23 protein-coding genes are annotated in these 26,005 nt (G+C 56.9%); 10 read left to right on the top strand and 13 right to left on the bottom strand.

Annotated features, from left to right (window positions below):
* Positions 1-38 precede the first annotated feature (38 nt).
* The 9 genes from ACR3EH_RS09980 to ACR3EH_RS09940 form a co-directional block, all read right to left on the bottom strand.
* A complete protein-coding gene (locus ACR3EH_RS09980; protein ID WP_171188082.1) occupies positions 39-2,465 on the bottom strand; it encodes an aerobic carbon-monoxide dehydrogenase large subunit in 2,427 nt (808 codons plus the stop codon).
* Positions 2,462-2,956, bottom strand: coding sequence for a (2Fe-2S)-binding protein (locus ACR3EH_RS09975; RefSeq protein WP_152457016.1), 495 nt, complete (start codon positions 2,954-2,956; stop codon positions 2,462-2,464). Before ACR3EH_RS09975 ends, ACR3EH_RS09980 begins: the two co-directional genes overlap by 4 nt.
* 11 nt (positions 2,957-2,967) lie before the next feature.
* Positions 2,968-3,822: an FAD binding domain-containing protein gene (locus tag ACR3EH_RS09970; protein ID WP_171648578.1), complete on the bottom strand. Its 855-nt coding sequence runs from the start codon at positions 3,820-3,822 to the stop codon at positions 2,968-2,970.
* A gap of 148 nt (positions 3,823-3,970) precedes the next feature.
* Positions 3,971-5,074, bottom strand: coding sequence for an MHYT domain-containing protein (locus tag ACR3EH_RS09965; RefSeq protein ID WP_171188079.1), 1,104 nt, complete (start codon positions 5,072-5,074; stop codon positions 3,971-3,973).
* 273 nt (positions 5,075-5,347) lie between these two features.
* Positions 5,348-6,175 carry an alpha/beta hydrolase gene (locus ACR3EH_RS09960; RefSeq protein ID WP_171648580.1) on the bottom strand — a complete coding sequence of 276 codons (828 nt, stop codon included), beginning with the start codon at positions 6,173-6,175 and terminating at the stop codon, positions 5,348-5,350.
* A 3-nt stretch (positions 6,176-6,178) separates the two neighbouring features.
* Positions 6,179-7,057, bottom strand: a complete 879-nt coding sequence (locus tag ACR3EH_RS09955; RefSeq protein WP_171648582.1) for a tryptophan 2,3-dioxygenase — start codon at positions 7,055-7,057, stop codon at positions 6,179-6,181.
* Positions 7,058-7,120: 63 nt separating this feature from the next.
* Positions 7,121-8,149: an L-threonine 3-dehydrogenase gene (tdh, locus tag ACR3EH_RS09950; RefSeq protein ID WP_171648608.1), complete on the bottom strand. Its 1,029-nt coding sequence runs from the start codon at positions 8,147-8,149 to the stop codon at positions 7,121-7,123.
* 14 nt (positions 8,150-8,163) lie between these two features.
* Complete coding sequence (locus ACR3EH_RS09945; protein ID WP_171676414.1) at positions 8,164-9,348, bottom strand: glycine C-acetyltransferase; 1,185 nt, start codon at positions 9,346-9,348, stop codon at positions 8,164-8,166.
* A 110-nt stretch (positions 9,349-9,458) separates the two neighbouring features.
* Positions 9,459-10,022 carry a helix-turn-helix domain-containing protein gene (locus ACR3EH_RS09940; RefSeq protein WP_171096511.1) on the bottom strand — a complete coding sequence of 188 codons (564 nt, stop codon included), beginning with the start codon at positions 10,020-10,022 and terminating at the stop codon, positions 9,459-9,461.
* 113 nt (positions 10,023-10,135) lie between these two features.
* Here ACR3EH_RS09940 and ACR3EH_RS09935 point away from each other — a divergent pair, with 113 nt between their 5' ends.
* Positions 10,136-11,311 (top strand): acetyl-CoA C-acyltransferase family protein, encoded by a 1,176-nt coding sequence (locus ACR3EH_RS09935; RefSeq protein ID WP_171676416.1) that lies wholly within the window; start codon positions 10,136-10,138, stop codon positions 11,309-11,311.
* Positions 11,312-11,405: 94 nt separating this feature from the next.
* On the opposite strand, the gene ubiB is transcribed toward ACR3EH_RS09935, so the two are convergent.
* Together ubiB and ubiE are read right to left on the bottom strand one after the other, a co-directional pair.
* Positions 11,406-12,935: a 2-polyprenylphenol 6-hydroxylase gene (gene ubiB, locus ACR3EH_RS09930; protein ID WP_171188070.1), complete on the bottom strand. Its 1,530-nt coding sequence runs from the start codon at positions 12,933-12,935 to the stop codon at positions 11,406-11,408.
* Positions 12,935-13,687, bottom strand: a complete 753-nt coding sequence (gene ubiE / locus ACR3EH_RS09925; RefSeq protein ID WP_171188069.1) for a bifunctional demethylmenaquinone methyltransferase/2-methoxy-6-polyprenyl-1,4-benzoquinol methylase UbiE — start codon at positions 13,685-13,687, stop codon at positions 12,935-12,937. The genes ubiB and ubiE overlap by 1 nt, the downstream gene beginning before the upstream one ends.
* Positions 13,688-13,773: 86 nt before the next feature.
* On the opposite strand from ubiE, the gene mutM reads away from it, so the two are divergent.
* From mutM to recF, 6 genes are all read left to right on the top strand, one after another.
* Positions 13,774-14,625 (top strand): bifunctional DNA-formamidopyrimidine glycosylase/DNA-(apurinic or apyrimidinic site) lyase, encoded by an 852-nt coding sequence (gene mutM, locus ACR3EH_RS09920; RefSeq protein WP_171648593.1) that lies wholly within the window; start codon positions 13,774-13,776, stop codon positions 14,623-14,625.
* A 66-nt stretch (positions 14,626-14,691) separates the two neighbouring features.
* Positions 14,692-15,468: an enoyl-CoA hydratase gene (locus ACR3EH_RS09915; RefSeq protein WP_171188067.1), complete on the top strand. Its 777-nt coding sequence runs from the start codon at positions 14,692-14,694 to the stop codon at positions 15,466-15,468.
* 228 nt (positions 15,469-15,696) lie between these two features.
* Entirely contained in the window at positions 15,697-15,960 is a 264-nt protein-coding gene (gene rpsT / locus ACR3EH_RS09910) for a 30S ribosomal protein S20 (protein WP_039541017.1), read from the top strand.
* A 555-nt stretch (positions 15,961-16,515) separates the two neighbouring features.
* Positions 16,516-17,901 carry a chromosomal replication initiator protein DnaA gene (gene dnaA / locus ACR3EH_RS09905; RefSeq protein WP_171188066.1) on the top strand — a complete coding sequence of 462 codons (1,386 nt, stop codon included), beginning with the start codon at positions 16,516-16,518 and terminating at the stop codon, positions 17,899-17,901.
* A 225-nt stretch (positions 17,902-18,126) separates the two neighbouring features.
* Positions 18,127-19,248, top strand: coding sequence for a DNA polymerase III subunit beta (dnaN, locus tag ACR3EH_RS09900; protein WP_171188064.1), 1,122 nt, complete (start codon positions 18,127-18,129; stop codon positions 19,246-19,248).
* 59 nt (positions 19,249-19,307) lie between these two features.
* Positions 19,308-20,405, top strand: coding sequence for a DNA replication/repair protein RecF (gene recF, locus ACR3EH_RS09895; protein ID WP_171188063.1), 1,098 nt, complete (start codon positions 19,308-19,310; stop codon positions 20,403-20,405).
* On the opposite strand, the gene ACR3EH_RS09890 is transcribed toward recF, so the two are convergent.
* A complete protein-coding gene (locus ACR3EH_RS09890) occupies positions 20,402-20,968 on the bottom strand; it encodes a carboxymuconolactone decarboxylase family protein (RefSeq protein WP_171188061.1) in 567 nt (188 codons plus the stop codon). The two genes, recF and ACR3EH_RS09890, sit on opposite strands and share 4 nt — an antisense overlap.
* 99 nt (positions 20,969-21,067) lie before the next feature.
* Between ACR3EH_RS09890 and ACR3EH_RS09885 the strand changes: the two genes are divergently transcribed.
* From ACR3EH_RS09885 to ACR3EH_RS09875, 3 genes are all read left to right on the top strand, one after another.
* Positions 21,068-21,640, top strand: a complete 573-nt coding sequence (locus tag ACR3EH_RS09885) for a TetR/AcrR family transcriptional regulator (protein ID WP_171105908.1) — start codon at positions 21,068-21,070, stop codon at positions 21,638-21,640.
* Between the two features lie 114 nt (positions 21,641-21,754).
* A complete protein-coding gene (gyrB, locus tag ACR3EH_RS09880; RefSeq protein WP_171096492.1) occupies positions 21,755-24,172 on the top strand; it encodes a DNA topoisomerase (ATP-hydrolyzing) subunit B in 2,418 nt (805 codons plus the stop codon).
* Between the two features lie 54 nt (positions 24,173-24,226).
* Entirely contained in the window at positions 24,227-24,763 is a 537-nt protein-coding gene (locus tag ACR3EH_RS09875) for an adenylate/guanylate cyclase domain-containing protein (protein ID WP_253762162.1), read from the top strand.
* Here ACR3EH_RS09875 and ACR3EH_RS09870 read toward each other — a convergent pair.
* Positions 24,737-25,990 carry a M20 family metallo-hydrolase gene (locus ACR3EH_RS09870; RefSeq protein ID WP_171676418.1) on the bottom strand — a complete coding sequence of 418 codons (1,254 nt, stop codon included), beginning with the start codon at positions 25,988-25,990 and terminating at the stop codon, positions 24,737-24,739. The genes ACR3EH_RS09875 and ACR3EH_RS09870 overlap by 27 nt on opposite strands.
* Positions 25,991-26,005 lie beyond the last annotated feature (15 nt).

Raw genomic sequence — 26,005 nt, 5'->3', positions numbered from 1 at the left:
AGGCGCGCGCCGCCATCCCTGCTGCGCGCGCCAGAAGCTTAGCCGTGAAGGCCCAGTTCGTTTGCTGTCTTCCAGATCCGCCAGTGATCGTGCGGCATATGGGTGTGACGCAGGCCGAAAGCACGGAAGGCGTCATTCACCGCGTTGGAGAAACAGGGCACGCCGCCCACATGGGGGCTTTCGCCGACACCCTTGGCACCTATTGGGTGGTGCGGGCTGGGGGTAACCGTGTGATCGGTCTCGTAATTCGGCACTTCCCATGCGGTCGGCAGGAAGAAGTCCATCAGCGTGCCAGTCTTGACGTTGCCCATTTCGTCATAGGCGATCTCTTGCCCCAGAGCGACGGCCAGCGCCTCGGTCAGACCACCGTGCACCTGGCCCTCGATGATCATCGGATTTATGCGGGTGCCACAGTCATCCAGCGCATAGAAGCGGCGAATGTCGGTCACACCGGTGTCCACATCGATGTCCATCACGCAGACATAGGCGCCAAAGGGATAGGTCATGTTCGGCGGGTCATAGTAGCTGACCGCTTCCAGCCCCGGCTCGATGCCCGGAATGGCCTGATTGTAGGCGGCAAAGGCGATTTCCTTCATCGTCTTAAACTTTTCAGGCGCGCCTTTAACCACGAAACGATCCACGTCGAATTCAACATCATCGTCGTGCACTTCCAGCAGGTAGGCCGCGATCATCTGAGCCTTTGCGCGGATCTTGCGCCCAGCCATCGCGGTCGCGGCACCGGCTACCGGCGTCGAGCGCGAGCCGTATGTTCCAAGACCGTAGGGCGCAGTATCCGTATCACCTTCTTCGATGGTAATACTGTCTGCCGGCAGACCGATCTCGGTTGCGAGGATCTGCGCAAAGGTCGTGGCATGGCCCTGGCCTTGCGAGATGGTGCCAAGGCGTGCGATCGCTGAGCCGGTCGGGTGGATGCGGATTTCACAACTGTCGAACATGCCGAGGCCGAGGATATCGCAATTTTTGACGGGTCCAGCGCCGACGATTTCGGTGAAATGCGTCAGGCCAATGCCCATCAGCTTTCGGGTTTTGCCCGCCTTGAAGTCCTCGACCCGTTGAGCTTGTTCTGCACGCAGCCCTTCGTAGTCGACAGCCTTTAGCGCCTTATCCCAAGCAGTGTGATAGTCGCCCGAGTCATATTCCCACCCAAGCGCGGACTGATAGGGGAACTGATCTTTCTTGATGAAGTTGATCCGGCGTAGTTCGGCCGCGTCCATGTCCAGCTCTATCGCTAGAACCTCGATCATGCGTTCGATGAAATAGGCGGCTTCGGTTACACGGAAGGAGCAGCGATAGCTGACCCCGCCCGGCGCCTTGTTGGTGTAGACGCCGTCCACTGCCAAATACGCGGTCGGGATGTCGTAAGACCCGGTGCAGATGTTCATAAACCCAGCCGGGAACTTGGTCGGGTCGGCACAGGCGTCAAAACCGCCGTGGTCTGCTGTCGTGTGGCACCAAAGACCTGTGATCTTACCCTCTTTGGTGGCGCTGATCTTACCTTTCATCCAGTAGTCACGGGCAAAGGCGGTGGTCATTAGGTTTTCCATACGGTCCTCGACCCATTTCACCGGAACGCCGGTGACAATCGATGCCACGACCGAGCACACATAGCCGGGGTAAGCCCCAACCTTATTGCCAAAGCCGCCGCCAATGTCGGGCGAGATCACGCGGATGTTGTGCTCTTCAATGCCCGAGATCAGGCTAACCACGGTGCGGATAGCGTGAGGCGCCTGGAACGTGCCATGCAGCGTGAGCTTGCCGTTGACCTTATCCATTGAGGCCACGCAGCCACAGGTTTCGAGCGGGCATGGGTGCGTGCGATGGTAATACACCATCTCTTCAGCGACCACGTCTGCCTCCCCCATTACCTGCTCGGTCGCGTCCTTCTCGCCGACTTCCCAGGTAAAGATGTGGTTAGGGTGTTTACGGGGGCCGTGGGCCCCATCTGGAATCGCTCCACCTTCGCCCATCAGGTCTTCGCGAAGAACCACGTCGGATTCCAAGGCTGCGTAGGGATCGGTCAAAACGGGGAGTTCTTCATACTCAACTTCGACCAGCTCCACTGCATCGGCTGCAATGTAACGGTCCTTTGCCACCACAAATGCCACTTCCTGACCTTGGAAAAGCACTTTGCCGTCAGCCAGAACCATCTGTTTGTCGCCAGCCAGCGTCGGCATCCAGTGCAGACCAAGAGGGGCGAGGTCTTCGGCCGTCAGTACAGCAATAACGCCGTCCAGCGCCAATGCGGCCTCGGCATTGATCGAAACGATTTTGGCGTGGGCATAGGGCGAACGCACGAAATCACCATGCAGCATGCCGGGCAGTTTGATGTCGTCGACATAATTGCCTTTGCCTTGGGTAAACCTGGCATCTTCAACGCGCTTGCGTTTGCAACCCATTCCTCCTAGCGCGTCGGCGCGTTCTTCGCGGGTCAGTTCCTTGTTCATTGTGCCGCCTCCTTCGCAGAGTTCATCTCGGCCGCGGCAGCGAGGATAGATTTGACGATGTTCTGATACCCGGTACAGCGGCAGAGGTTACCCGCCATGCCAAAGCGCACCTCTTCCTCGGTTGGGTTCGGGTTTTCTTCCAAAAGCTTGGATGCGCGGGTGATCATACCCGGTGTGCAGAAGCCGCATTGAAGACCGTGGTGTTCTTTGAACGCTTCCTGCAACACGTGCAGGCTGTCAGGGTTACCAAGCCCTTCGATAGTGGTGATTTCGGCACCGTCAGCTTGCGCTACAAACACGGTACAGGACTTTACCGATTTGCCGTTCATGGTCACGGTGCAAGCGCCGCAATGCGAGGTCTCACAGCCAATGTGCGGACCGGTCTTGCGCAGCCTTTCGCGCAGGGTGTGGATAAGCAGTTCGCGCGGTTCAGCCAGGAACTCTTGCTCCTCACCATTCACGGTAAGAGTGAAATGTTTCTTCTTTGACATGATCTCTCTCCTCAGGCTCTGGCCCAGGCGTTTTCGATCGCACGGCGCAGGATAATCGCCGCTGCGTGACGTTTGAATTCGATGGGACCGCGGTTGTCCTGTGTTGGATCGATGTCGTCCAACATGGCGTCCACGGCCGCTTTGATTGCCGCATCATCCACAGACGTGCCGACAAGGGCAGCACCAGCTTTTTCAGAATGAACTGGTGTATCGCTCAGATTGGTCATCGCGATGGAAGCCGAGGTGCAAGCCACACCTTCCTTAGTCAAAAGGACCGCAGCAGCCGCGGTGGCGTAGTCGCCGATTTTGCGCTTTTGCTTTTCATAGGCGTACCCGCCCTTTGGCGCATCGAACTCCACCGCTGTCAGGATCTCTTCATCCTCACGGTCAGTCATATAAGCCGCTTCGTAGAAATCGCGGGCCGCGACTTTGCGTTCACCGTCCGGGCCGACCAAGGTGAAGGTCGCGTCCAGGCACTGCATCAAGCCCGGCATGTCATTGCCCGGGTCGCCGTTGGCAACATTGCCGCCAACCGTGCCCATGTAGCGCACTTGCGGGTCAGCGATCTGCAATGAGGCCTCGCGCATGATCGGAGCTACTGCCGCCAATTGAGCGTTGTCGATGATATCGTGTTGCGTTGTCATCGCGCCAATGCGGACGCTATCCCCCTCAATGGATATGCCGCTCAAACCCTCCAAATCCTGCAAGTCGATCAGATGTGGCACTTCGGCCATGCGGAGCTTCATCATGGGTATCAGACTGTGCCCCCCTGCGAGCACGCGTGCGTCATCTCCATGCTCCACTAAAACGGACAGAGCATCCGCCAAATCCTTTGGTCTATAGTATTCAAAGGCAGCTGGAATCATTGCCTCTCCTCCCTGCAGCAACTGTTCTGGCTGCTAGAGAAGCTCGCGCGCGGTGGGGTGTTTGACCCGAGAAAACACTTTGTTTTCGCTAATTTTGCACGAAATGCGCCTCAGGACGCACGAGTTGCGCCGCCGGGGATACCGAACGTTACCCGAAGGCGGTCAGTGCTGCTTTCAGGTTCGATCGACTGACCGGTACCGGGGGAAGATCGGCTTCACCAAAGGTGCATTGTCCCTTGTCTTTGGTCCGTTCAAACCGCGAGACCTTTTTGGGGTTCACGATATAGCTGCGGTGCACGCGCAAGAAACCAGTTGGCTCCAACCGTTTAACCGCTTCAGTGATCGGCCAGACGCAAAAGTACTTTTCCGTTCGGGTGTAGACCTGCGTGTAGTGACCATCCGCCCTGACAAATACAACGTCCGGCGCGGCGATAAAGACTTTGCCTCCGTCTCTTTCACAAGGGATACGAATGGGCGAGGTCTGGTCTGGTGAAGGCTCATCGTGGGCGACGTCCATCGTCGAGATCTTTGTAGCTTGCGTAGGCACAAGATAAGTTGTGCCGACCCACAAGAATGCGCCGAAGATTATAAAACTTGATAGGATCACTCCAACGGCCATGACTTCGTTGCTGATGACGGGCCCAAACTCTCGGATGTTTTGCAAGGCCACAAAATTGGTTCCCGCCATGGCCAGGAAATGCACTGAAAAGACGGCTACGCCGAAACACAGTGTGCCGATCGCGATGGTCCTGTTGGAACGCTCATTATACGCAATGCCGATAGCGAGAATGCAAAGGACAATAGCCAATACCGACGACCCGAGCACACCTTGCAGGGTATAAACGGGCTTGCAAAGCTGCATGCCAGCCATTCCGACATAGTGCATCGCCAAGATGCCCGCGCCTACGATTGCTCCGGCGGCAATGATGATCCCCCTGGAACGCTCAGTGAAATGCAAAAGCACAAGTGCCAGGGCGACCATAAGGATCGCAATAAGCGCGGATGCGAGCGTGATTGCTGCGTCATAGTAAAACAGGATGGGCAGCTTTAGGCCAAGCATAGCTACGAAGTGCATCGACCAAATACCGCCACCCAAAGCAATGGCACCCAACGCGATGGCCAACCTGCGTTGTGAAAGCGACTTTTCGGACAAATCTCTCGTCAAAGACAATCCCGTAGCACCTGCAACAAGCGCCACAACGAACGATGTAACCACCAACCAAGGGTTATGTCCGAAGTCCAGAAATTCCATAGGCTGGACAATGCCGCAGCAGGTTTCTTATTTCAATATTTGCCTATGCCTTGTGACGGCTCATCTGGCAGGAACAACGCCCAGGCGCCCCTTGCCATCCAGGGCACGCGTCTATCGATTTTTTTGGTCGTTGGGCAGGGTCGCAACGGTATAAGCTGTCGACACCTGTGGGCTCTGAGCCGACATCCCCATCTCTGGCAAAACCTCGGTGCTTGTTTGTCAACTTGGACTTCGGCGAAAGGGGCAAATCTGGTCGACGTCCGATATCCTTGACTATCGAGCCTCGGGCAAAAACGTCCCCGGATGCATGATGATGTCGAAATGCTGCATCCCTTTCTTCAAATCGAAACTGACCGAATGCCCGGCCTTGCGCAGCAGTTCCGCATAATCCCGGCTCTGGCGGATGAACTCGGGTGTGTCCCTTTCCGCCACTGTCACGTGATAGCGCGGGCCGGGGGGCGGCAGGTGGCGGATGGGCGACAGGTCGTTCACCTCGACCGGGGTCAGTTGCAGCGGGTCATTGATCGGCGTCTGGCTGATCGGTTCCAGATCATAAACGCCGCTGATCAGGATCACGTCGCGCACGCGCAAACCCGCGCGGGCAAGGTCGTTGGCTGAACTGGCCATGACCATACTTGCCAATTGCGCCCCGGCGCTGTGCCCGGACAACGTGATCCGCGATGGGTCAAAACCCAGATCAGACGCATTGGTTGCCAGCCAGAGCAATGCGTCGCGGCATTCTTCGACCATCTCTCCGACCCGCGCATCTGGTGCGAGTGTGTAGTTCAGGGTCGCAAACGACTGTTCAGCCTCGATCAGCGCAGGTGCCATCATCGCCGAATCGCGTTGGCTGAGGGCTTGCCAATAGCCCCCGTGAATAAAGACATGCAGCGGCGCACCGGCCCCTTTTGCGGGAAAGAAATCCAGAACCTGAGCGGTTGCATCACCGTAAGAGATGTTCCCGATCACCTCCATCTGCGCGCGGTGTTGTGCGCTGAGCGCGGCGTAGCTGTCCAGATAGGGTGTGAGGTCTCCGCCGATCATTGAAGAGGGGGAATACTCCTGATCCAACTCGGCCTGTGTGAACCCCCGATACAGCATTGCTTACTCCTGATCCGCATACATCAATTCGGTTCGTACATCGTAGAGATCATGGAAAAAGCGCAGATCCAAGGCTTTGCGTAAAAACGACACGCCACTGGAACCGCCGGTACCGGGTTGATTGCCGATCACCCTCTCGACCGCCGTGACGTGATCAAAGCGCCAACGCTGGAACAGGGATTCCACATCCATCAGCTTTTCAGCCAGTGCGTAGAGATCCCAATATGTACCAGCGTCCTGAAACACCTGCACCCAGATCTTCACCACACGCGGGTCGCCGGAATAGGGCTGTGCAAAATCGCGCTCTAGCAGGTCTTGGGGCACATTGAACCCTTGGCGGGCCAGCATGAACAGAACTTCGTCGTAAAGGGACGGTTTGGTCAGGGCATCATTCAGCATCCCCATCACTTCGGGATCATGCTCATGTACTTTCAGGGTTGCTGCGTCCTTGTTTCCAAGAATGAATTCGATCTGACGGTAGCCATAGCTTTGAAACCCAGAGGAACTGCCCAACGCCTGTCGAAAGGTCATGTAATCGGCAGGCGTCATGGTCAGCAGCGTTTCCCAAGCCGAAATCAACTGGCGCTGGATTGCTTTGACCCTGTCGAGGTTCTTCATCGCCGGGCCAAATTCGTCTCGTTGCAGGTAATGACGCACCTCAACCAGTTGGTGGTGCATCAGTTTTAACCACAGCTCGCTGACCTGATGGATGATGATGAACAGCATCTCATCGGGTTGCGCAGGGTCCTGAAAGGTCTTTTGCAGATTCAGCAGGGTCTTAAGCTGCAGAAAATCGCCATAGCTCTTGCGATGGGTCTGCGCGAAATCGGTAACGAGTGACTCCTCGATCCCGCGTTCCAGATACCTGTCCTTGTCGCCCATGTGCCCCTCCAAACGCTTTTGTTTCACCCTGTTTAGGGGGTGACGTGGCGCAGGGCCAGAGTCTCATGTCCAGTCCAGAACCACTTTGCCCGACCGACCAGATTTCATTGCGGCAAAACCCTCAGCGAAATCATCGACTTTCATTTGGTGTGTGATGACGCGGCTGACATCCAGACCGTTCTGCAACATGGCGATCATCTTGTACCATGTTTCGAACATTTCACGCCCATAAACGCCTTTGATGGTGATCGCCTTGAAGACGATACGAGACCAATCGACCGGAGATTTTCCCGGTGGAATTCCAAGCAAGGCGATCTTACCGCCCATGACCAATGCCTCAACCATCTGGTCCAGCGCAGCCTGAGACCCAGACATTTCGAGACCCACGTCAAAGCCTTCTTTCATGCCAAGGTCCTTGATGACGTCCTGCAGGTCTTCGTTGGACACATCAACCGTGCGCAGCGTCGGCACCACATGCCCGGCCAGTTTCAGGCGGTCTGGGTTGATATCGGTGATCACGACATGGCGTGCGCCGGCGTGGCGCGCAACGGCGGCGGCCATGATGCCGATCGGGCCCGCGCCGGTGATCAGCACGTCCTCTCCCAGCAGATCGAAACTCAGCGCGGTGTGCACCGCGTTGCCGAGCGGGTCAAGGATCGCTCCGATTTCATCCGGAACGTCATCCGGCAAGGGCACCACATTGAAAGCAGGTAGCTTGAGATACTGCGCGAAAGCACCCTGTTCGTTAACGCCAATGCCCCGAGTGCCGGGGTCGAGGTGGAACTTGCCCGCGCGGCTCTGGCGGCTGTCGGTGGTGATCAGATGCCCCTCTCCGGAACACCGCTGACCGATCTCAAGCCCCGTCACGTTGCGCCCGATCTCGACGATCTCACCGGCGAATTCGTGGCCGGTGATCATCGGAACCGGCACAGTGGCAGAGGCCCATTCATCCCAGTTCCAGATATGAATATCGGTCCCGCAGATACCGGTTTTGTTGATTTTGATCAGCACCTCTTCCGGCCCGATCTCGGGCACCGAGGCCTGCACCATCCACAGGCCTTCTTCGGGTTTGGATTTTTCCAGTGCCTTCATGGTGTTGGGGTGCATCAGATCACCCCCAGTTCTTTGCCGACTTTGCCAAAGGCGGTCAGCGCGCGATCCAATTCATCCTTGGTCAGAGCCGCATTCATTTGGGTTCTGATCCGCGCTTGTCCGCGTGGAACAACCGGGAAGAAGAAACCCGAGACATAGACACCCTCATCAAACAGCTTTGACGCCATGTCCTGCGCCAGCGTCGCTTCGCCCAACATCACCGGGATGATCGGGTGTTCGCCGGGCAGCAGGTCGAACCCCAGTTTCTCCAATCCGGCACGCCAGTATTTTGCGTTTCCAAACAGCTGAGCACGCAGCATGTCGCCTTCTTCTACAAGACGGATCGCCTCAAGCCCTGCGGCGACGATGGAGGGCGGCAGCGAATTTGAGAACAGATAGGGCCGCGCCCGCTGCCGCAGCAGGTCGATCACTGGCTGCGGCCCGGCGATGTAACCGCCGATTGCCCCCCCAAGTGCCTTGCCCAAAGTTCCTGTTAGAATGTCGACATCAACACCGAAATGATCCGGCGTGCCCGCACCGTTCGGCCCCATGAAGCCGGTGGCGTGGCAATCATCAACCATGACAATGGCGTCGTACTTGTCCGCCAGTTCGCGAATCTTCGGCAGGTTGGCCAGATAGCCATCCATCGAGAACACGCCATCCGTTGCGATCATGATGTGTCGCGCCCCGTCCTCGCGTGCCTGTTTCAGCCAGGCTTCGAGGTCGTTCATGTCATTGTTCAAATAGCGATAGCGCTTTGCCTTGCACAGCCGCACCCCATCGATGATCGAGGCGTGATTCAAGCTGTCTGAGATAATCGCGTCTTCAGGCCCTAACAAAGGCTCAAACAATCCCCCGTTGGCATCAAAACAGGCAGCAAACAGGATCGCATCGTCCTTGTTCAGGAACTTGGCCAGCTTCTGCTCCAGTTCGCGATGAATGTCTTGCGTGCCGCAGATGAACCGGACCGACGCCATGCCGAAGCCTTTTGGGCCCATTGCGTTCGTTGCGGCGTCGATCAGCACGGGGTGATCGGCCAGACCCAGGTAGTTATTGGCACACAGGTTGATCACCTGCTTGCCGCCCACGGATATCTCACCGCCCTGAGGCGAGGTGATCATTCGTTCGCGCTTGTACAAACCTTCGGATTCGATTTGCGCGAGTGTGTCCGTGATGTGGGACAAGAATGCATCTGCCATGGCGACCTCCGTTCAACTGAGTCGCACATCTAACATAGCGGATGAATTTCCCAAATAGGGGAATTACAATATGAAGGAAAAAAATCCGTGAAGGCGGAAAATCGCCGGTATCATGCGTTCTTTACGATCAAAAAGACCCGCGCGGGCCCTTTGGCTGAAATGGAATGCACAATATCAGCGGCATAGCGGGCGGTGTCCCCTTGGCTGAGATCCGAGATAGCGCTGCCCGATGTGACCCGGACCGAACCTTCCAGAACTGTCAGCTGTTCACGCGCACCGCGGGCATGGGGCTGGCTGTTCAAAGCCCCATCTTTGTCGAACTCAATATCGTAAACCTCGTGACCTCCGGCTTCTTCTGGTGGGGACAGAATGCGAATCCGGCAGTTCTGCCCCATATTATCGATACTGGGGACCTCAGAGCTTCGCAGAACCTCGATCTGGTCACTGGCTTTTGCACCTTCCAACAGACCGGCAAAATCCACCTGCAAGGCGCGAGTCAAATTCCACAGGGTCGAGATCGTAGGGCTGCTTTCGCCGCGCTCGATCTGGCTGACCATGGACCGGGAAACGCCGCTGAGGTTGGCAACCGCCTCAAGCGACAGTCCTTTTGCCCGGCGTGCCTCTTTCAGGCGAGCAGGTAGAAGGTTCAGGATATCGTCTGTGTTTTCCGTCATGACGGAATCCATGCGTGTTGCGCAACGTAATGTCAATTCCGGGCGTGACAGTGAGTCTAATTTGAAGATCATGCTGCAAGTGCATAATGCGCGCGGGTTTTGGAGGAGAAAATATGACTGACGTAGTGATTCTGGATGGTGCGCGTACCGCCATCGGCACATTTGGTGGCGCTTTGGCCTCGACCGCTCCGATTGATCTGGCCACTGTTGCCACCGAAGCGGCCCTTGAACGTTCGGGTGTTGAAGGCGCGCAGATCGGCAGCGTTGTCTTTGGTCATGTCATCAACACCGAACCACGCGACATGTATTTATCGCGCGTGGCTGCGATGCAGGCGGGTATCCCCAACGGTACGCCAGCGATGAATGTGAACCGTCTGTGTGGGTCCGGGGCTCAGGCCATTGTATCCGCCGTGCAGTCCCTAATGCTGGGAGATGCGGAATTTGCTGTGGCGGGCGGTGCCGAGAGCATGTCGCGCAGCCCTTACATCGTGCCGCAGGCGCGTTGGGGCGCGAAGATGGGCGATGTTACCTCGCTGGACATGATGCTGGGCGCACTGAATTGCCCGTTTGGCACAGGGCATATGGGTGTCACCGCGGAAAACGTGGCAGACGAACATCAGATCAGCCGTGAGCAGATGGATGAGTTTGCAATAACCAGCCAGACCCGCGCGGCAGCGGCGATTGAGGGCGGTTTTTTCGAAAGCCAGATTGCGCCGCTGCAGGTTAAGGTCAAGCGCGAGATGGTCGACTTCAAGGTCGATGAACACCCAAAAGCGACTACAGCCGAGGCGCTGGCAGGTTTGAGGCCAGTGTTCAAAAAAGACGGGCGCGTCACGGCTGGGAATGCCTCGGGCATCAATGACGGCGCGGCGGCGATGGTTCTGGCAACGGCGGACGCGGCAGAAAAAGCGGGTCTGAAACCGAAAGCACGCGTCATTGGTTGTGCCCATGCGGGTGTGCGGCCCGAAGTCATGGGTATTGGCCCGGTCCCGGCTGTTCAAAACCTGTTCAAGAAGACCGGTTTGTCGGCAGGTGATTTCGATGTAATCGAAAGCAACGAAGCTTTCGCCGCACAGGCATTGGCCGTCAATCAGGAGCTTGGTCTGGACGCGGCCAAGGTAAACCCCAACGGGGGTGCCATTGCGCTGGGCCATCCGGTTGGCGCGACCGGCGCGATCATCACCCTCAAGGCGCTGTACGAGTTGGAGCGTACGGGTGGGACAAAAGCTTTGATCACCATGTGTATCGGCGGTGGTCAGGGGATTGCCCTTGCCATCGAGCGGCTCTGAGCCAGAATGGAGCAGGGGGGCTGTTTGCCCCCCATTGCGCCATGCGCAATTCCCCCCGAAGGTATTTTTAGCCAGATGAAGCGGGCGGTTTGTCTTAGCTGAGTGCTATGGCAATAAGAGTTGCGGCTACGCCAAACCCGGCACCGAGAAGGGCAGGCAGGACATACGCGCTGAGGCCATTGTTCTTTTGGTCGTCTTTTTGTGTCTGGGCGATCAATGCGTTTTCGACCAGCGCTGGCAGGCGCGGGCCGAAACGGGCAAGAACCATCGCGGTTTTCCCAAAATCCCGTAGAGCGGCGCGAGGGCCGATAGATCGCTTGATGTAGTCTTCGACCACGGGGCGGGCGACCTCCCAGATGTTCATGTGGTCGTCGAGCGAGCGCGCCACGCCTTCAACCACCACCATGGTGCGTTGCAGCAGGATCAGCTCGGTTCTTGTTTCCATGCCGAACCGTTCGGTCACCTCGAAGAGGTAGTTCAGCAGACGGCCCATCGAGATATGTGAAGCATCCATGCCGAAGATGGGTTCGCCAACTGCACGCAGGGCGCGGGCGAATTCATCTACGTCCTGGTTTGCGGGGACATATCCTGCTTCGAAATGTACCTCGGCCACGCGCTTGTAGTCGCGGCGGATAAAGCCAAAGAGGATCTCGGCATAGACCCGGCGGGTGTATTCGTCGATATGGCCCATGATGCCATAGTCATAGGCGATGATATCGCCATTGGCGGCGACCTTCAGGTTGCCCTGGTGCATGTCGGCATGGAAATAGCCGTCGCGTAGGGCGTGCAGCAGGAACAGGCGTAGTACACGTTCGGCCAGGTCGCGGCGGTTGTGGCCTGCTGCGTCAAGAGCTGCGTTATCGCCCAGCGGGATACCGTCGGCCCAGCTGAGTGTCATCACGCGACGCGCAGACAGCGACCAAACCACGGGCGGCAACCAGAACCCGGCGTCGTCCTTAGTGTTGGCGGCGTATTCCGATGCGGCAGAACTTTCCAGCCGCAGATCAAGTTCGCCACGGACAACGCCATCGAAATGTTCGATCACCTCCATTGGGCGCAAGCGGCGCGCGCCGGGGGCGAAAAGCTGTACGATACGGGCCGCGAAATAGAAAGCGTCTACATCCTTGCGGAACGCGCGTTCGATATTGGGGCGCAGGACTTTGACGGCTACATCCTCTCCAGTGCTGACCAGTTTGGCTTTATGGACCTGCGCGATAGATGCGGCGGCAATGGGTTCGCTGAAATCGCTAAAGATCTCGGCAACAGGCTGGCCCAGTTCCTTTTCCACCTCGGCCATGGCTTCGGATTTGGAAAAGGGGGGCAGTTTGTCCTGAAGCACGCGCAGCTGCTCGGCCAATTCGTTGCCGACAACATCAGGGCGGGTAGATAGTACCTGACCAAACTTGATGTAGGCCGGGCCAAGCGCCGTCAGAGCACGCGTGGCGGGTGGCATATCGGGATCACCCTTGTAACCCAGCCATTGGAACGGTTTGCCCAGCGCATGGGCAATAAACCGCAGCGACCGGGGAGCCTCAAAAGCGTCCAGCACCACATTCATGGCACCGGTGCGCTCCAAAGTGGCGCCTGTGCGGATCAGGCGGATGATGTTGTGAGGACCGCGCATCAGATCTTCCAGCCGGAATGCAGCGCGGCGATGCCCATGCTCAGGTTTCGATACTTGGCGTTTTCGAACCCGGCGGTGCGGATCATGCCCAGAAACGTCTCTTGATCAGGGAACTTGCGGATCGATTCCACTAGATATTGATAGCTGTCGAAGTCGTTGGCGATCAGCTTGCCCATGCGCGGGATGACGTTGAAGCTGTAGAGATCATAGAGTTTCTGCAGCCCGTCATTGGGCAACTGGCTGAATTCCAGCACCATCAGGCGGCCGCCGGGTTTCAGCACGCGGAACGCTTCGTTCAGCGCTTCTTGCGGGCGGGTCACGTTCCGGATGCCGAACGAGATTGTATAGACGTCAAAGGTGTTGTCTTCGAACGGCAGGGCCATGGCGTCGCCGACCACCCAGTTCAGGCTATCCGCCATCTGGTCGGCCTCGGCGCGTTGGCGGCCTTCGACCAGCATCGGTTCGGTCAGATCCAGAACGGTGGCGTGACCATGGCCTGCGCGCTTGAGGAAGCGGAAAGAAATGTCGCCCGTACCGCCTGCGACGTCCAGAAGACGTTGGCCGGGGCGTGGCGCCAGCCAGTCCATCATCGCATCCTTCCACACGCGGTGGATGCCCATCGACATGACATCGTTCATCACGTCATATTTCGAGGCGACCGAGTTGAACACGCCCTGCACGCGTCCGGCCTTGTCAGCCTCGCGTACGGTTTCGAACCCGAAATGAGTGGTCTTGTCGCTTTTGTCGGACATTTGCCTTGCCGTTTGTCGAATTTCGCCTCTGTTATAGGGCCATAAGAGGCGGGCACAATGCGGCCCTTTGGATTAGGAGCCGTGTAATGCCCGAATTGCCCGAGGTCGAGACAGTAAGACGCGGCCTGAGTCCTGCTATGGAAGGGGTGGTGATAGAACGGGCCGATGTGAACCGCCCCGATCTGCGCTGGCCCTTCCCAGATCGAATGGCAGAACGGTTGACCGGGCAGCGGGTTGAGCGGTTGCGGCGGCGGTCGAAGTACATTCTGGCAGATCTCAGCAGCGGTGAGACATTGCTAATCCATCTGGGTATGTCCGGGCGGATGACGGTTTCGGGTGATCCGCTGGGTCAGTTCGTGCATACGCATCCGATGCCGGAGAAACACGATCATGTCGTGTTCCACATGGCCAACGGCGCGCGCATCACTTTCAATGATCCGCGCCGGTTCGGAGCGATGGATCTGTTGCCGACGGCCAAGGCAGATGACCACAAGCTGCTGTCGGTTCTGGGGCCAGAGCCCCTGGGCAATGACTTCCACGAACACCATCTGATCGAGGCCTTCAAAGGCAGGAACACTCCGGTCAAATCCGCACTTCTGGATCAGGGAATCGTTGCCGGATTGGGCAATATCTATGTCTGCGAGGCGCTTTATCGCGGCAAGGTGTCGCCACGTCGCAAAGCCGGGCAGATTTCTGCATCACGTGTTGCCGCATTGGTTCCGATCATCCGGAAAGTGTTGCAGGACGCCATAGAAGCGGGCGGTTCTTCCTTGCGAGATTTCCGCCAAGCCGATGGAGAGCTTGGATATTTTCAACACAGCTTTGATGTCTATGGACGCGAGGGTGAGCCTTGTCGGACCGAGGGCTGTGGTGCCAAAATTAAGAGAATCACTCAATCGGGACGCTCATCCTTCTATTGTGCGCAATGCCAAAGATAGCTTGATCCAGAGAATTCGCGTGATAAGGAATCATACCTGAACGGAACAACCGGAAGCTTTCAACTCATGGCTTTTGAGACGATCATCGTCGAAATCGAAGACCACGTCGCCCTCATCAAACTCGACAGACCGGATGCGATGAACGCATTGAACTCCCAATTGGTGGGAGAGCTTTGCGATGCGCTGGAAGAAGCAGATCGTAATGACAAGGTTCGGTGCATCGTGCTCACCGGGTCCGACAAAGCATTTGCCGCAGGCGCGGACATCAAGGAAATGTCCGAGATGAGCTTTGTCGATGTCTTGAGCGCAGATCTGTTTGCTTCGGTAAACGACCGCGTCTCGGCCATTCGCAAACCGATCATAGCGGCCGTGGCGGGGTATGCTCTGGGCGGTGGCTGTGAAGTGGCCATGATGTGTGACTTCATTATTGCTGCAGATACAGCCAAGTTTGGGCAGCCCGAGATCAATCTGGGTGTTGTCGCAGGTATTGGCGGAACACAGCGCCTGACGCGCTTTGTTGGCAAGTCCAAGGCGATGGATATGAACCTCACCGGTCGGTTCATGGATGCAGAAGAGGCAGAGCGTGCCGGTCTTGTTAGCCGTGTCGTTCCAGCCAAAAAACTGATCGAAGAAGCCATGGGTGCAGCGCAGAAGATTGCGGAAAAATCCTTGCTGACAGCTGGGGCCGTCAAGGAGGCTGTGAACCGCAGCTATGAACTGCCGTTGAGCGAAGGGCTTTTGTTTGAGCGTCGTGTCTTCCATTCGATGTTTGCAACCGAAGACCAGAAAGAGGGCATGGCTGCATTCCTCGAAAAGCGCGCGGCGCAATTTCGCGACAAGTAAAACCTTCCAGATCAAGTTCGAAGGCGGGCCATGTGTCCGCCTTTTTGTTTTCATTTTGGTGGGTCTGAGAATCGGCTTGGCAAACCTGAAAAACTTGGATACATACCGCCGCCATACATGCGCGTGCGGCCCGCTTGGCCCGACTCACACTCGTGATTTCTGATCCGGTGCGGATACGTCCGTGGCGCGCAAACCAAGATAACCGTACCGAACGAAGGTTAGAGACACATGGCAAATTCGCCCCAGGCAAAGAAACGCGCACGTCAGAACGAAAAGCGTTTCGCAGTAAACAAAGCGCGTCGTTCGCGCATCCGCACCTATCTGCGTAAAGTCGAAGAAGCGATTGCTTCTGGTGACAAGGACGCAGCAACTGCCGCTCTGCGCGCTGCTCAGCCCGAGCTGATGCGCGGCGTCACCAAAGGTGTTTTCCACAAGAACACAGCAGCTCGCAAAATGTCGCGTCTGTCGGCCCGCGTCAAAGCGCTGGGCTAAGGCTGCAAATTGACCAATGGTCATGTCAGCAAGGCTGATCTAAATTTAAGGCGTCGCTTCGAGCGGCGCCTTTTTTCGTGTTGCCGGAAAACCGCGCCTTCACAAAACTGAGAGATTCTTTCGGCCAAAGAACCGAGTCAACATCAGAGTTTCGTTGCCGCGCCCCGCTTGGAGTTGTTACCACTGTTATCAGCGATTCACTCGCTTGGGGGGACAGGCTGTTTCTTTGGTCGAACTGACGGGCATCAGATCGATTTGAGGAAATGGGCGACGACTGGCTGATGCCAGGCTGCCGATCTGTCGTGAAACCCGGGTGCAACCCGGTCTTCTCGGCCCTGTCTAAAAAATTGAGAGTGCTACGTGCAACCCGGTTTTCCGGACGCTCACCTATTTTCGGGTGTTCTGCGGGACATGTGTGCATTCGAAAGACATCCCGCCAAACCGGGCAGGTTTTGGCGCAGGGATACCTTTGCGTGCGTGAATGCATAACCGGGCAACCGGATTCGTATGAATAAGGCCGACAGGCCAATAAGAATGGGATGCGTGAGGCGCTGAATGACACAAGAGAAATGGGGACTACTGCGTAACAAATTGCTGAAGGCCGTCGGTCGGAATAACTACACCACCTGGATTGAGCCTTTGGAATTTAAAGAGCTGCAAAACGGTGTGGCGGTTTTTTCCGTGCCGACCAATTTTATGGGCAACTACGTCAGCCAGAACTTTGCAGACCTCATATTGTATGAATTGAACACGGCAGGGGAAACTGTGCAGCGGCTGGATTTTCGGGTTCCCGCGAACTCGCCCGCGCGTCCGAAACCTGCTGTACAAGCTGCTCCTGAGGTGCGTGCAGATCCTGTTGCCGCGCCTGTGACAGAGGTTGCGCAGGATGCGCTCGAGTCTTTGCAGGCTGCGCCGTTGGACACCCGTTTTACGTTTGACAGTTTTGTTGTCGGCAAACCCAACGAACTGGCACATGCCGCTGCGCGCCGTGTGTCCGAAGGTGGTCCGGTCACATTCAACCCGCTGGTGCTGTATGGCGGTGTGGGCTTGGGCAAAACCCACCTGATGCACGCCATCGCGTGGGAATTGAAAACCAAGCATCCTGAGCTGAACGTGCTCTACCTGTCCGCCGAACAATTCATGTACCGTTTTGTTCAGGCCCTACGCGAACGCCGGATGATGGATTTCAAACACCTGTTCCGGTCGGTTGACGTGCTGATGGTGGATGACGTGCAATTCATCGCAGGCAAGGATTCAACCCAGGAGGAATTCTTCCACACCTTCAATGCGCTGGTGGATCAGAACAAGCAGATCATCATTTCCGCCGACCGCGCCCCGGGTGAGATCAAGGATCTGGAAGACCGTGTGAAATCGCGTCTTCAATGCGGTCTGGTCGTCGACCTGCATCCGACCGATTACGAGCTGCGCCTGGGCATTCTGCAGAACAAGGTGCAGCAGTACAGCAGCACCTATCCTGATCTGGAGATTGCTGACGGTGTACTTGAGTTTCTGGCCCACCGCATCTCGACCAATGTCCGCGTTCTGGAAGGCGCTTTGACCCGTCTGTTCGCCTTCGCATCGCTGGTGGGCCGCGAAATCGATATGGAGCTGACACAGGATTGTCTGGCTGATGTGCTGCGCGCGTCGGAACGCAAAATAAGCGTTGAAGAGATTCAGCGGAAAGTGTCCGAGTACTATAATATCCGTCTGTCTGACATCATCGGCCCCAAACGTCTGCGGTCATACGCGCGTCCGCGTCAGGTTGCGATGTATCTGTGCAAGCAGCTCACCAGCCGTTCGCTGCCCGAAATTGGCCGCCGTTTTGGCGGGCGCGACCACACAACTGTCATGCATGGCGTGAAGCGTATCGAAGAGCTGAAGCTGACCGACGGTCAGATCGCTGAAGATGTGGAAATGCTGCGGCGATCGCTGGAAGCCTGATCTGAGCATTTCATGAAGCAAACGCCCCGGAACTTTGCGTCCGGGGTGTTTTCTTGTGCGCATTAATCCACGGTTGGACCAGAACTGAGGCTTGTTGGGCACGATGCCCTTGACGCTAAGGGCTTTCCAACCCAGAAATCCGTAAAAAATCCTTGTGCCTCAGGGTGGAACCGCTAACGTGCCAGTCCCGCCCATGTCGGTACGCAAGTCAGAGGAACTGAGGGTATGAAGATCAGCATTGAACGCGGCACCCTTCTCAAGGCCGTTTCGCAGGCCCAATCCGTTGTGGAACGGCGCAACACCATACCCATACTTGCGAATGTTTTGATTGAGGCCGAGGGCGATGTGGCCCAATTCCGCGCCACTGATCTGGACATCGAAGTGGTCGACAAAGCGCCTGCGCAGGTCGAGAAAGCCGGGGCGACCACGGTTGCAGCGACCACTTTGCATGAAATCGTACGCAAGCTGCCGGATGGGGCGCTGGTAACGCTGACCGCAGACAGTGCCGCAGGCCGGTTGACCGTCGAGGCGGGCCGGTCAAATTTCTCGTTGGCAACGCTGCCAAAAGAGGATTTTCCGGTTATGGCGTCCTCGGAATATCAGTCGAATTTCACCGCGTCTGCCGCGCTGCTGCGCCGGCTGTTCGACAAATCGAAATTCGCCATCTCGACGGAAGAGACGCGGTACTATCTGAACGGTGTCTATATGCATGTCGCTGACAGCTCGGATGGCGGTAAAGTGCTGCGTTGCGTTGCCACCGATGGCCACCGTCTGGCGCGTATTGATGCGGACCTGCCTGAAGGGGCCGCAGATATGCCTGGTGTGATCGTGCCACGCAAAACAGTAGGCGAGCTGCGCAAGCTGCTGGACGACGATGAAATGGATATCGCCGTTTCGGTCAGCGAAACCAAGGTACGTTTTGCCACGCCGGATATCACCCTGACCTCGAAGGTCATCGACGGCACCTTCCCCGATTACACACGCGTCATCCCGCAAGGGAACACCCGCAAGCTTGAGGTCGATGCTGCCGAGTTTGCGCAGGCCGTAGACCGGGTCGCGACAGTGTCGTCCGAACGGTCGCGTGCGGTAAAGCTGCAATTGGATGGCGACAAGTTGGTCCTTTCGGTCAATGCTCCGGATAGTGGTGCGGCTGAAGAAGAACTGGCCGTCGCCTATGGGGATGAACGGTTGGAGATCGGGTTCAACGCCAAGTATCTGCTGGAGATTGCGTCTCAGGTCGATCGTGAGAATGCTGTGTTCCTGTTCAACTCGGCAGGTGATCCGACCCTGATGCGTGAAGGCAATGATCAAAGCGCGGTTTATGTTGTGATGCCGATGCGCGTCTGATCGCGCTGACGCGCGACGCCTCCGGCGGGAGTATTTTTGAAAAGATGAAGGGAGGGGTCATGGGATTGGCCCTGACCGAGCTTACGGTCTCGCATTTTCGGTCTCATAAGCTGGCGCGCCTGTCGCTGGACGGGAGGCCGGTTGCGATTCACGGGCCCAACGGGGCGGGCAAGACCAACATTCTGGAAGCAGTTTCTTTGTTTTCGCCCGGTCGTGGGATGCGGCGGGCAAGCGCGGCCGAAATGACACGTCGGCCCGAGGCGTTGGGGTGGAAGCTGTCGGGGATATTGGATGCGCAGGGCCAGCGTTACGAGGTGGAAACCTGGTCCGAGGGTGGCGCGGCGCGGCAGGTTCGGATTGACGAAAAGACCTCGAGCCAGATCGAGCTGGGGAAACTGGCGCGGGTTGTTTGGCTGATCCCTTCGATGGACCGGCTTTGGATTGAAGGAGCCGAAGGGCGACGGCGATTTCTGGACCGTATCGCGCTGAGTTTTGACCCAGCCCATGCCGAAGCGTCTTTGACTTATGAAAAAGCTATGCGCGAGCGGAACCGTTTGCTGAAAGAGCAGGCGCGGGATGCCCATTGGTATGCGGCCCTGGAGGGTCAGATGGCGGAGTCCGGGCATCGCATACATGCCGCTCGCGTTGCGGCGCTGGATTATTTGCGCGCCGCGCAGGATCGGGCGGAGACGGCTTTTCCGTCAGCTGAGTTGGAATTGGTCCAGACAGAAGGTGCGATGCCTCAGACAGCAGAGGATCTGCGTGACGCCTTGAACGAGAGTCGCTTCCGGGATCTGGCGGCGGGCCGGACTTTGGTAGGGCCGCATCGGTCAGACCTGTATGGGGTGTTCGCTGCAAAGGGCGTTCCGGCCAAGGATTGTTCGACCGGCGAGCAGAAGGCGTTGCTTGTGTCTTTGATTTTGTCGAACGCGCGGGCGCTGGCAGAGATGGTTGGGGCACCTCCGATTGTTCTTTTGGACGAAGTGGCCGCCCATCTGGACGCAGATCGGCGCGCGGCGCTTTATGACGAAATTTGCGCTCTGGGGGCTCAGGCCTGGATGACGGGCACCGGGCCTGAGTTGTTTGCTGAATTGGGGGACCGGGCCCAGACGGTGGTTGTCACCGAAAGCGATGAGGGCTCGGTCGTGACCGCTTAGGCTAGTTCGCTGACTTTGCGTTCCCACAGGAAGCCGCGCATAACCTCGTCGACCGGTGTCTTGGCCATGTGGTTGACGTAGTTCGACATTGTTTTCTGAGCCAAGCCCAGCACCACATCCAGAACCGCGCGGTGCGAATATCCCGCGTCGAAAAACGCCTGCAACTGCTCCTCGGTCGGGTTGCCGCGTGTTTCCATCACTTGCAGAGTGAAGGTGCGCAGTGCCTCGAGCTTGGCCGAAGGCAGCGGAGTTTCATTGCGCAGCGCCTCGGTGATTTCGTCCGAGACTTTCATCATCTTGGCGATACCGGTGTGCGCTGGCACGCAGTAGTGACATTCATTTTCTACGTTGATGGTCTGCCAAACAACGGTTTTCTCATCATTGTCGAAATCGGTTTGCAAGAAGAGGCCATGCAGAACCTGATAACCTTCCAGGTGCTGCGGGCTTTCGGCCATCACCTTGTGCAAACCGGGCAAGCGACCAAACGCGGCCTGTGATTTTTCGAGAAGAGGTTTGGACCCTTCAGGGGCGGATTCGAGGTCGTGCGACGGAAAATTGGCCATGTCGGAACTCCTGTTTTGGCGCGATGAGTCGTATTTAGGGTTTATTGAGCGATCACTCAAGTATATATTTGAGTGAACGTTCAAGAATTGGTGATGTTGATGCCTCGGAAACCCGCATATGATCGTGATGCTCTGATTGCTAAAGCAAAGGACATCTTCTGGCGTCAGGGCTGGGCCGGGACGTCGCTGAAGGATCTGGAGCGGGAATTGAAACTAAAGCCCGGCAGTTTTTATGCGGCATTCGGCTCGAAGGACGCGCTCTATGCGCTGACAATGGAAAGCTACACACGGGAAGGCGTGGCACGCCTAAAGGCTTTGGCTGAAAAGTTGGGGCCAAAAGGGGCGTTGAAAGCGCAGCCCCGTTTGGTGATCGAAGCGGTCGAGAACCCGACGAAAGCCTGCATGTTGGCAAAGACATATGCGGAGTTGCAGGCGAAAGATCACGACCTTGCGGATCAGGCCGCGCGGCACATGACTGAGATGAAAGCGTGTTTTGCCGAGCTGTTCCGAAGCGCTCAGAATGCTGGTGAAATCCGGTCTGAACATGACCCGGATCGACTGGCGGCGCGGTATCAGTCGGACATTCTTGGATTGCGATTGTCTGCTGAGCGCGAGGATGTCGACGCAGATGAAATCGCTGCGGACATCGCCGCTGACATTGATCGCTTGTGAGCCTGTAACCAGCAGGCAAAAAACGACCCTCGCAAACACAAAATCTTGGGGGATCGCGTGACATTCCCCACCAGAAAACGTATAAGTTACCAAAATAATATAGGTACTGACTGAATGTCCGAAGACGCACAGGCTCCTCAAGAATACGGCGCAGATTCCATCAAGGTTCTCAAAGGGTTGGAGGCTGTTCGAAAGCGCCCCGGCATGTATATCGGGGACACGGATGATGGCTCTGGTCTGCACCACATGGTGTATGAGGTGGTCGACAACGGGATCGATGAAGCCTTGGCGGGTCATGCTGACCATGTAACCGTAAAAATCCATGCGGATTCCAGCGTCTCGGTCAGTGATAACGGGCGCGGAATTCCGGTCGATATTCACCCGGAAGAAGGTGTTTCAGCGGCTGAAGTCATTATGACCCAACTGCACGCGGGCGGTAAGTTCGACAGCAATTCCTACAAGGTGTCGGGCGGTCTGCACGGCGTGGGTGTTTCGGTCGTGAACGCCCTGTCCGATTGGCTGGAATTGCGCATCTGGCGTGCGGGCAAGGAACATGTCGCGCGCTTTGAGGGCGGCGAAACGGCTGAACATCTGAAGGTCGTGGGTGAATGCGGCGATCGCACCGGGACCGAGGTGCGGTTTCTGGCCTCGACCAACACGTTTTCGAACCTCGAGTACTCGTTTGAAACGCTGGAAAAGCGTCTGCGCGAGCTTGCCTTCCTGAACTCAGGCGTACGGATCATCCTGATTGATGAACGCCCTGCTGAGCGGTTGGAAACCGAGTTGTTTTATGAAGGCGGCGTCAAGGAATTCGTCAAGTATCTCGATCGGTCCAAGACCCCGGCTATGCCCGAGCCGATCTATATCAAGGGCGAGCGTGACGACATCGGCGTTGAAATCGCGATGTGGTGGAATGACAGCTACCATGAGACGGTTCTGCCCTTCACCAACAACATCCCGCAGCGGGATGGTGGTACGCATGTCGCCGGTTTCCGGGGCGCTTTGACACGGACGATCAACAACTATGCGCAGTCCAGCGGGATCGCAAAGAAGGAAAAGGTCAGCTTTACAGGTGACGACGCGCGTGAGGGCCTGACCTGCGTGCTGTCAGTGAAGGTGCCGGATCCGAAATTCTCGTCTCAGACTAAGGACAAGCTGGTTTCGTCCGAGGTGCGACCTGCGGTCGAAGGTTTGATGAACGAAAAACTGGCCGAATGGTTTGAAGAAAACCCCAATGAAGCCAAGGGTATCGTCGGCAAAATCATCGAGGCCGCTCTGGCCCGTGAGGCTGCCCGAAAGGCCCGTGAACTGACCCGCCGCAAGACGGCGATGGATGTGAACTATCTGGCCGGGAAGCTGAAAGATTGTTCCGAGAAAGACCCGTCCAAAACCGAAGTATTCCTGGTCGAGGGGGACTCGGCAGGTGGTTCCGCGCAAACAGGTCGGGATCGTCTGACTCAGGCTGTTCTGCCACTGCGTGGGAAAATCCTGAACGTGGAACGCGCGCGGTTTGATCGAATGCTGTCGTCGCAGGAAATCGGCAACCTGGTGATGGCGCTGGGCACTGGTATTGGCCGCGATGAGTTCAACATCGAAAAGCTGCGCTACCACAAGATCGTCATCATGACCGATGCCGACGTGGACGGTGCACACATCCGGACGCTGCTGCTGACCTTCTTCTATCGGCAAATGCCGGAACTGATCGAGGGTGGGTATCTCTATATCGCACAGCCACCGCTATACAAGGTTTCGCGTGGTAAATCAGAGGTTTACCTGAAGGATCAGGCGGCGCTGGACGACTATCTGATCAATCAGGGCGTCGAAGGGGCCGTGTTGAAGCTTGGCTCGGGTGAAGAGATCATCGGTCAGGATCTGACCCGAGTGGTCGACGAAGCGCGCCAGCTGAAACGCGTTCTGGACGCCTTCCCGACGCATTACCCGCGTCACATTCTGGAACAGGCTGCCGTCGCGGGGGCTTTCGTGCCGGGTGCGGTTGATGCCGACCTGCAAGGCGTGGCCGACAAAGTTGCTGCCCGTCTTGACCTGATCGCGTTGGAATACGAGCGCGGCTGGCAAGGTCGGATTACTCAGGACCACGGCATCCGTCTGGCCCGCATCCTGCGCGGTGTGGAAGAGGTGCGCACACTGGATGGCCCCATGTTGCGCTCGGGTGAGGCGCGTAAGACCGGCAGTTTCACTCAAAGCCTGCAAGAGGTGTATAACACGCCTGCGACGCTGATCCGCCGTGACCGATCTCAGGTCATCCACGGCCCTCTGGACCTGCTGCGGGCCATTTTGGAAGAGGGTGAAAAGGGCTTGTCGCTGCAACGCTACAAAGGCCTCGGTGAGATGAACCCAGACCAGCTGTGGGAAACAACGCTTGACCCGGACGCCCGCACGCTGTTGCAGGTGCGCGTCGATGACATGGTCGAGGCAGATGATCTGTTCACCAAGCTCATGGGCGACGTTGTCGAGCCGCGTCGGGAGTTCATCCAGAAAAACGCCCTGAGCGTGGAGAATCTTGATTTCTGACCGGTTGTCGGCTTTGATGAAGCCGTCTTTTACCGCACCGTTCTGATTTTTGTCTTGGAGGGTGCGGCCTGGAAGATCATCAATCGCCACGCTTCAGTACCCACTCCAAATATTGAACTCGTGGGTAAAGAACAGCTGGCCATCCAAAAACTGGTGGATGCTGCGCGTGAAGATGGACCCGAGCTGGTCCAAACCGAAGGTTTGGCTTCGGTACTTTTCACTGATGTGGAGGGCAGCACAACGTTGGCGGAGGCGTTGGGCGATCAGCGTTGGTCGGTGCTGATCGAAAACCACTTCCAAGTCTTGGCGGCGATCATCGAAAAGTATCATGGCCAGTTCGTGAAATCCCTTGGAGACGGAACGTTGTCCGTCTTTCCGTCCGCGAAAGAAGCACTAACGGCCGCTATCAAGATTCAGGGGGCCATTGCATCGGCTTCCGAGGAGCCATCTTTCGGTGTCCGGATTGGGATTCATACTGGTGATGTCGTGCAATCTCGTGGAGATTTTTTTGGCACTGTGGTCAACAAAGCGTCACGCATAACCGCAAAAGGTACTGTCCGGTTGTCAGAGCTGGCTTTCCGTGTGGCTTAAGAATTTCGCCAGCGCCTGGATTGCCTGCCCCATGTCCTCACCCGTCGCGCATTCTTTCGGATTGTGGCTGATACCGTTGCGACACCGCACAAAGAGCATTCCAATGTCACAGAGATCGGCCATTGCAGAGGCGTCGTGGGTGGCACCGGAAGGCATCCTTGGCGCGCTGGGGCACGCGTCTTGCAGCGCGCTTTGGAGCGCACCTGAACAAGGCGTTGCGGCTTGGAAATAGGTGCGTTCAATTTGGATTTCCAATCCACGCTCGTTCGCGAGGTCCAAACAAAAATCTCGTAGCCTTTGTCCAGCTCCCTCACGTGTTTCATCGTCAACGGACCTCAATTCCGCTGTCAGTTCCACCCGACCCGGAACGGCGTTGACCGCATTGGGAAACACGTTCAATTCTCCGACAACACCCAGCAGCCGGTCATCGGAGTGGGCCATTTCTTCGATATGTGCAACAATCCGGGCCGCGCCTGCCATTGCGTCCTGACGAAGGTGCATTGGCATTGTCCCCGCATGCGCGGCGACACCGGTTACTACGATTTCGTGACGCTCAATCCCGCAAATGCCAGTGACGATGCCCAATGGCTGATCTTGATCCTCCAGCACCGGCCCCTGTTCAATATGAATTTCCAAATAGCCCAGGAGATCGGAAGCAGATCGGGCGATAGTCACGATTTGTTTCTCGTCGCCTCCAAAGTTCGTAAGAGCTTCTCCTAAACGGGTTCCGTCACGGTCTCGCAGTTGCAGAACACTAGGATTCAATGTGCCAGCCAACGCTCGAGAACCGGTAAGGGCTGTGGGAAACCGGACGCCCTCTTCATCTGCAAAAGCCAGAATCTCGATTGAAAAAGAAGGTTTCCAACCGGCCTCTTTAAGCGCTAGCAACACAACAATGGGCAAGACGACACCCATGATCCCGTCGAATCCACCGCCCTGCCGTACGCTGTCCTGATGCGAACCTAAAAGCAGTATTTTGCTGTCGTTTTGACCTGCCAGACGGCCGATCAGCGTCGCAGCTGCATCCAACGACACGGACATGCCTGCTTCGGCCATCCATTCAGACAGGAGTTCGTTAGCCGCCTTGTGCTGTTCGGTGTAAGGCAGACGCGTTACGCCAACTTCACCCAAAGGGCCGCCATTATTTTCGGAACATGCTGCAAGCTCTTGCAGCATGCCGAAGGCGCGCTGCCCCCAATATGCCGTATCGATTTTGATTTCTGTCATTTCACTGGTCAATCT

It is taken from the genome of Ruegeria sp. BG7 (assembly GCF_056535685.1).
This window is presented reverse-complemented; position numbering and strand designations above follow the sequence as displayed.

Bases quoted from the DNA above. Each gene is read 5' to 3' on its own strand.
- rpsT (WP_039541017.1), top strand. From the start codon at position 15,697: ATGGCAAATTCGCCCCAGGCAAAGAAACGCGCACGTCAGAACGAAAAG.
- ACR3EH_RS09885 (WP_171105908.1), top strand. From the start codon at position 21,068: ATGCCTCGGAAACCCGCATATGATCGTGATGCTCTGATTGCTAAAGCA.
- dnaA (WP_171188066.1), top strand. From the start codon at position 16,516: ATGACACAAGAGAAATGGGGACTACTGCGTAACAAATTGCTGAAGGCC.
- tdh (WP_171648608.1), bottom strand. From the start codon at position 8,149: ATGAAGGCACTGGAAAAATCCAAACCCGAAGAAGGCCTGTGGATGGTG.
- ACR3EH_RS09940 (WP_171096511.1), bottom strand. From the start codon at position 10,022: ATGACGGAAAACACAGACGATATCCTGAACCTTCTACCTGCTCGCCTG.
- ACR3EH_RS09935 (WP_171676416.1), top strand. From the start codon at position 10,136: ATGACTGACGTAGTGATTCTGGATGGTGCGCGTACCGCCATCGGCACA.
- ubiB (WP_171188070.1), bottom strand. From the start codon at position 12,935: ATGCGCGGTCCTCACAACATCATCCGCCTGATCCGCACAGGCGCCACT.
- dnaN (WP_171188064.1), top strand. From the start codon at position 18,127: ATGAAGATCAGCATTGAACGCGGCACCCTTCTCAAGGCCGTTTCGCAG.
- ACR3EH_RS09915 (WP_171188067.1), top strand. From the start codon at position 14,692: ATGGCTTTTGAGACGATCATCGTCGAAATCGAAGACCACGTCGCCCTC.
- ACR3EH_RS09945 (WP_171676414.1), bottom strand. From the start codon at position 9,348: ATGGCAGATGCATTCTTGTCCCACATCACGGACACACTCGCGCAAATC.
- ACR3EH_RS09975 (WP_152457016.1), bottom strand. From the start codon at position 2,956: ATGTCAAAGAAGAAACATTTCACTCTTACCGTGAATGGTGAGGAGCAA.
- ACR3EH_RS09970 (WP_171648578.1), bottom strand. From the start codon at position 3,822: ATGATTCCAGCTGCCTTTGAATACTATAGACCAAAGGATTTGGCGGAT.
- gyrB (WP_171096492.1), top strand. From the start codon at position 21,755: ATGTCCGAAGACGCACAGGCTCCTCAAGAATACGGCGCAGATTCCATC.
- mutM (WP_171648593.1), top strand. From the start codon at position 13,774: ATGCCCGAATTGCCCGAGGTCGAGACAGTAAGACGCGGCCTGAGTCCT.
- ACR3EH_RS09955 (WP_171648582.1), bottom strand. From the start codon at position 7,057: ATGGGCGACAAGGACAGGTATCTGGAACGCGGGATCGAGGAGTCACTC.
- ubiE (WP_171188069.1), bottom strand. From the start codon at position 13,687: ATGTCCGACAAAAGCGACAAGACCACTCATTTCGGGTTCGAAACCGTA.
- ACR3EH_RS09965 (WP_171188079.1), bottom strand. From the start codon at position 5,074: ATGGAATTTCTGGACTTCGGACATAACCCTTGGTTGGTGGTTACATCG.
- ACR3EH_RS09890 (WP_171188061.1), bottom strand. From the start codon at position 20,968: ATGGCCAATTTTCCGTCGCACGACCTCGAATCCGCCCCTGAAGGGTCC.
- recF (WP_171188063.1), top strand. From the start codon at position 19,308: ATGGGATTGGCCCTGACCGAGCTTACGGTCTCGCATTTTCGGTCTCAT.
- ACR3EH_RS09960 (WP_171648580.1), bottom strand. From the start codon at position 6,175: ATGCTGTATCGGGGGTTCACACAGGCCGAGTTGGATCAGGAGTATTCC.
- ACR3EH_RS09980 (WP_171188082.1), bottom strand. From the start codon at position 2,465: ATGAACAAGGAACTGACCCGCGAAGAACGCGCCGACGCGCTAGGAGGA.
- ACR3EH_RS09870 (WP_171676418.1), bottom strand. From the start codon at position 25,990: ATGACAGAAATCAAAATCGATACGGCATATTGGGGGCAGCGCGCCTTC.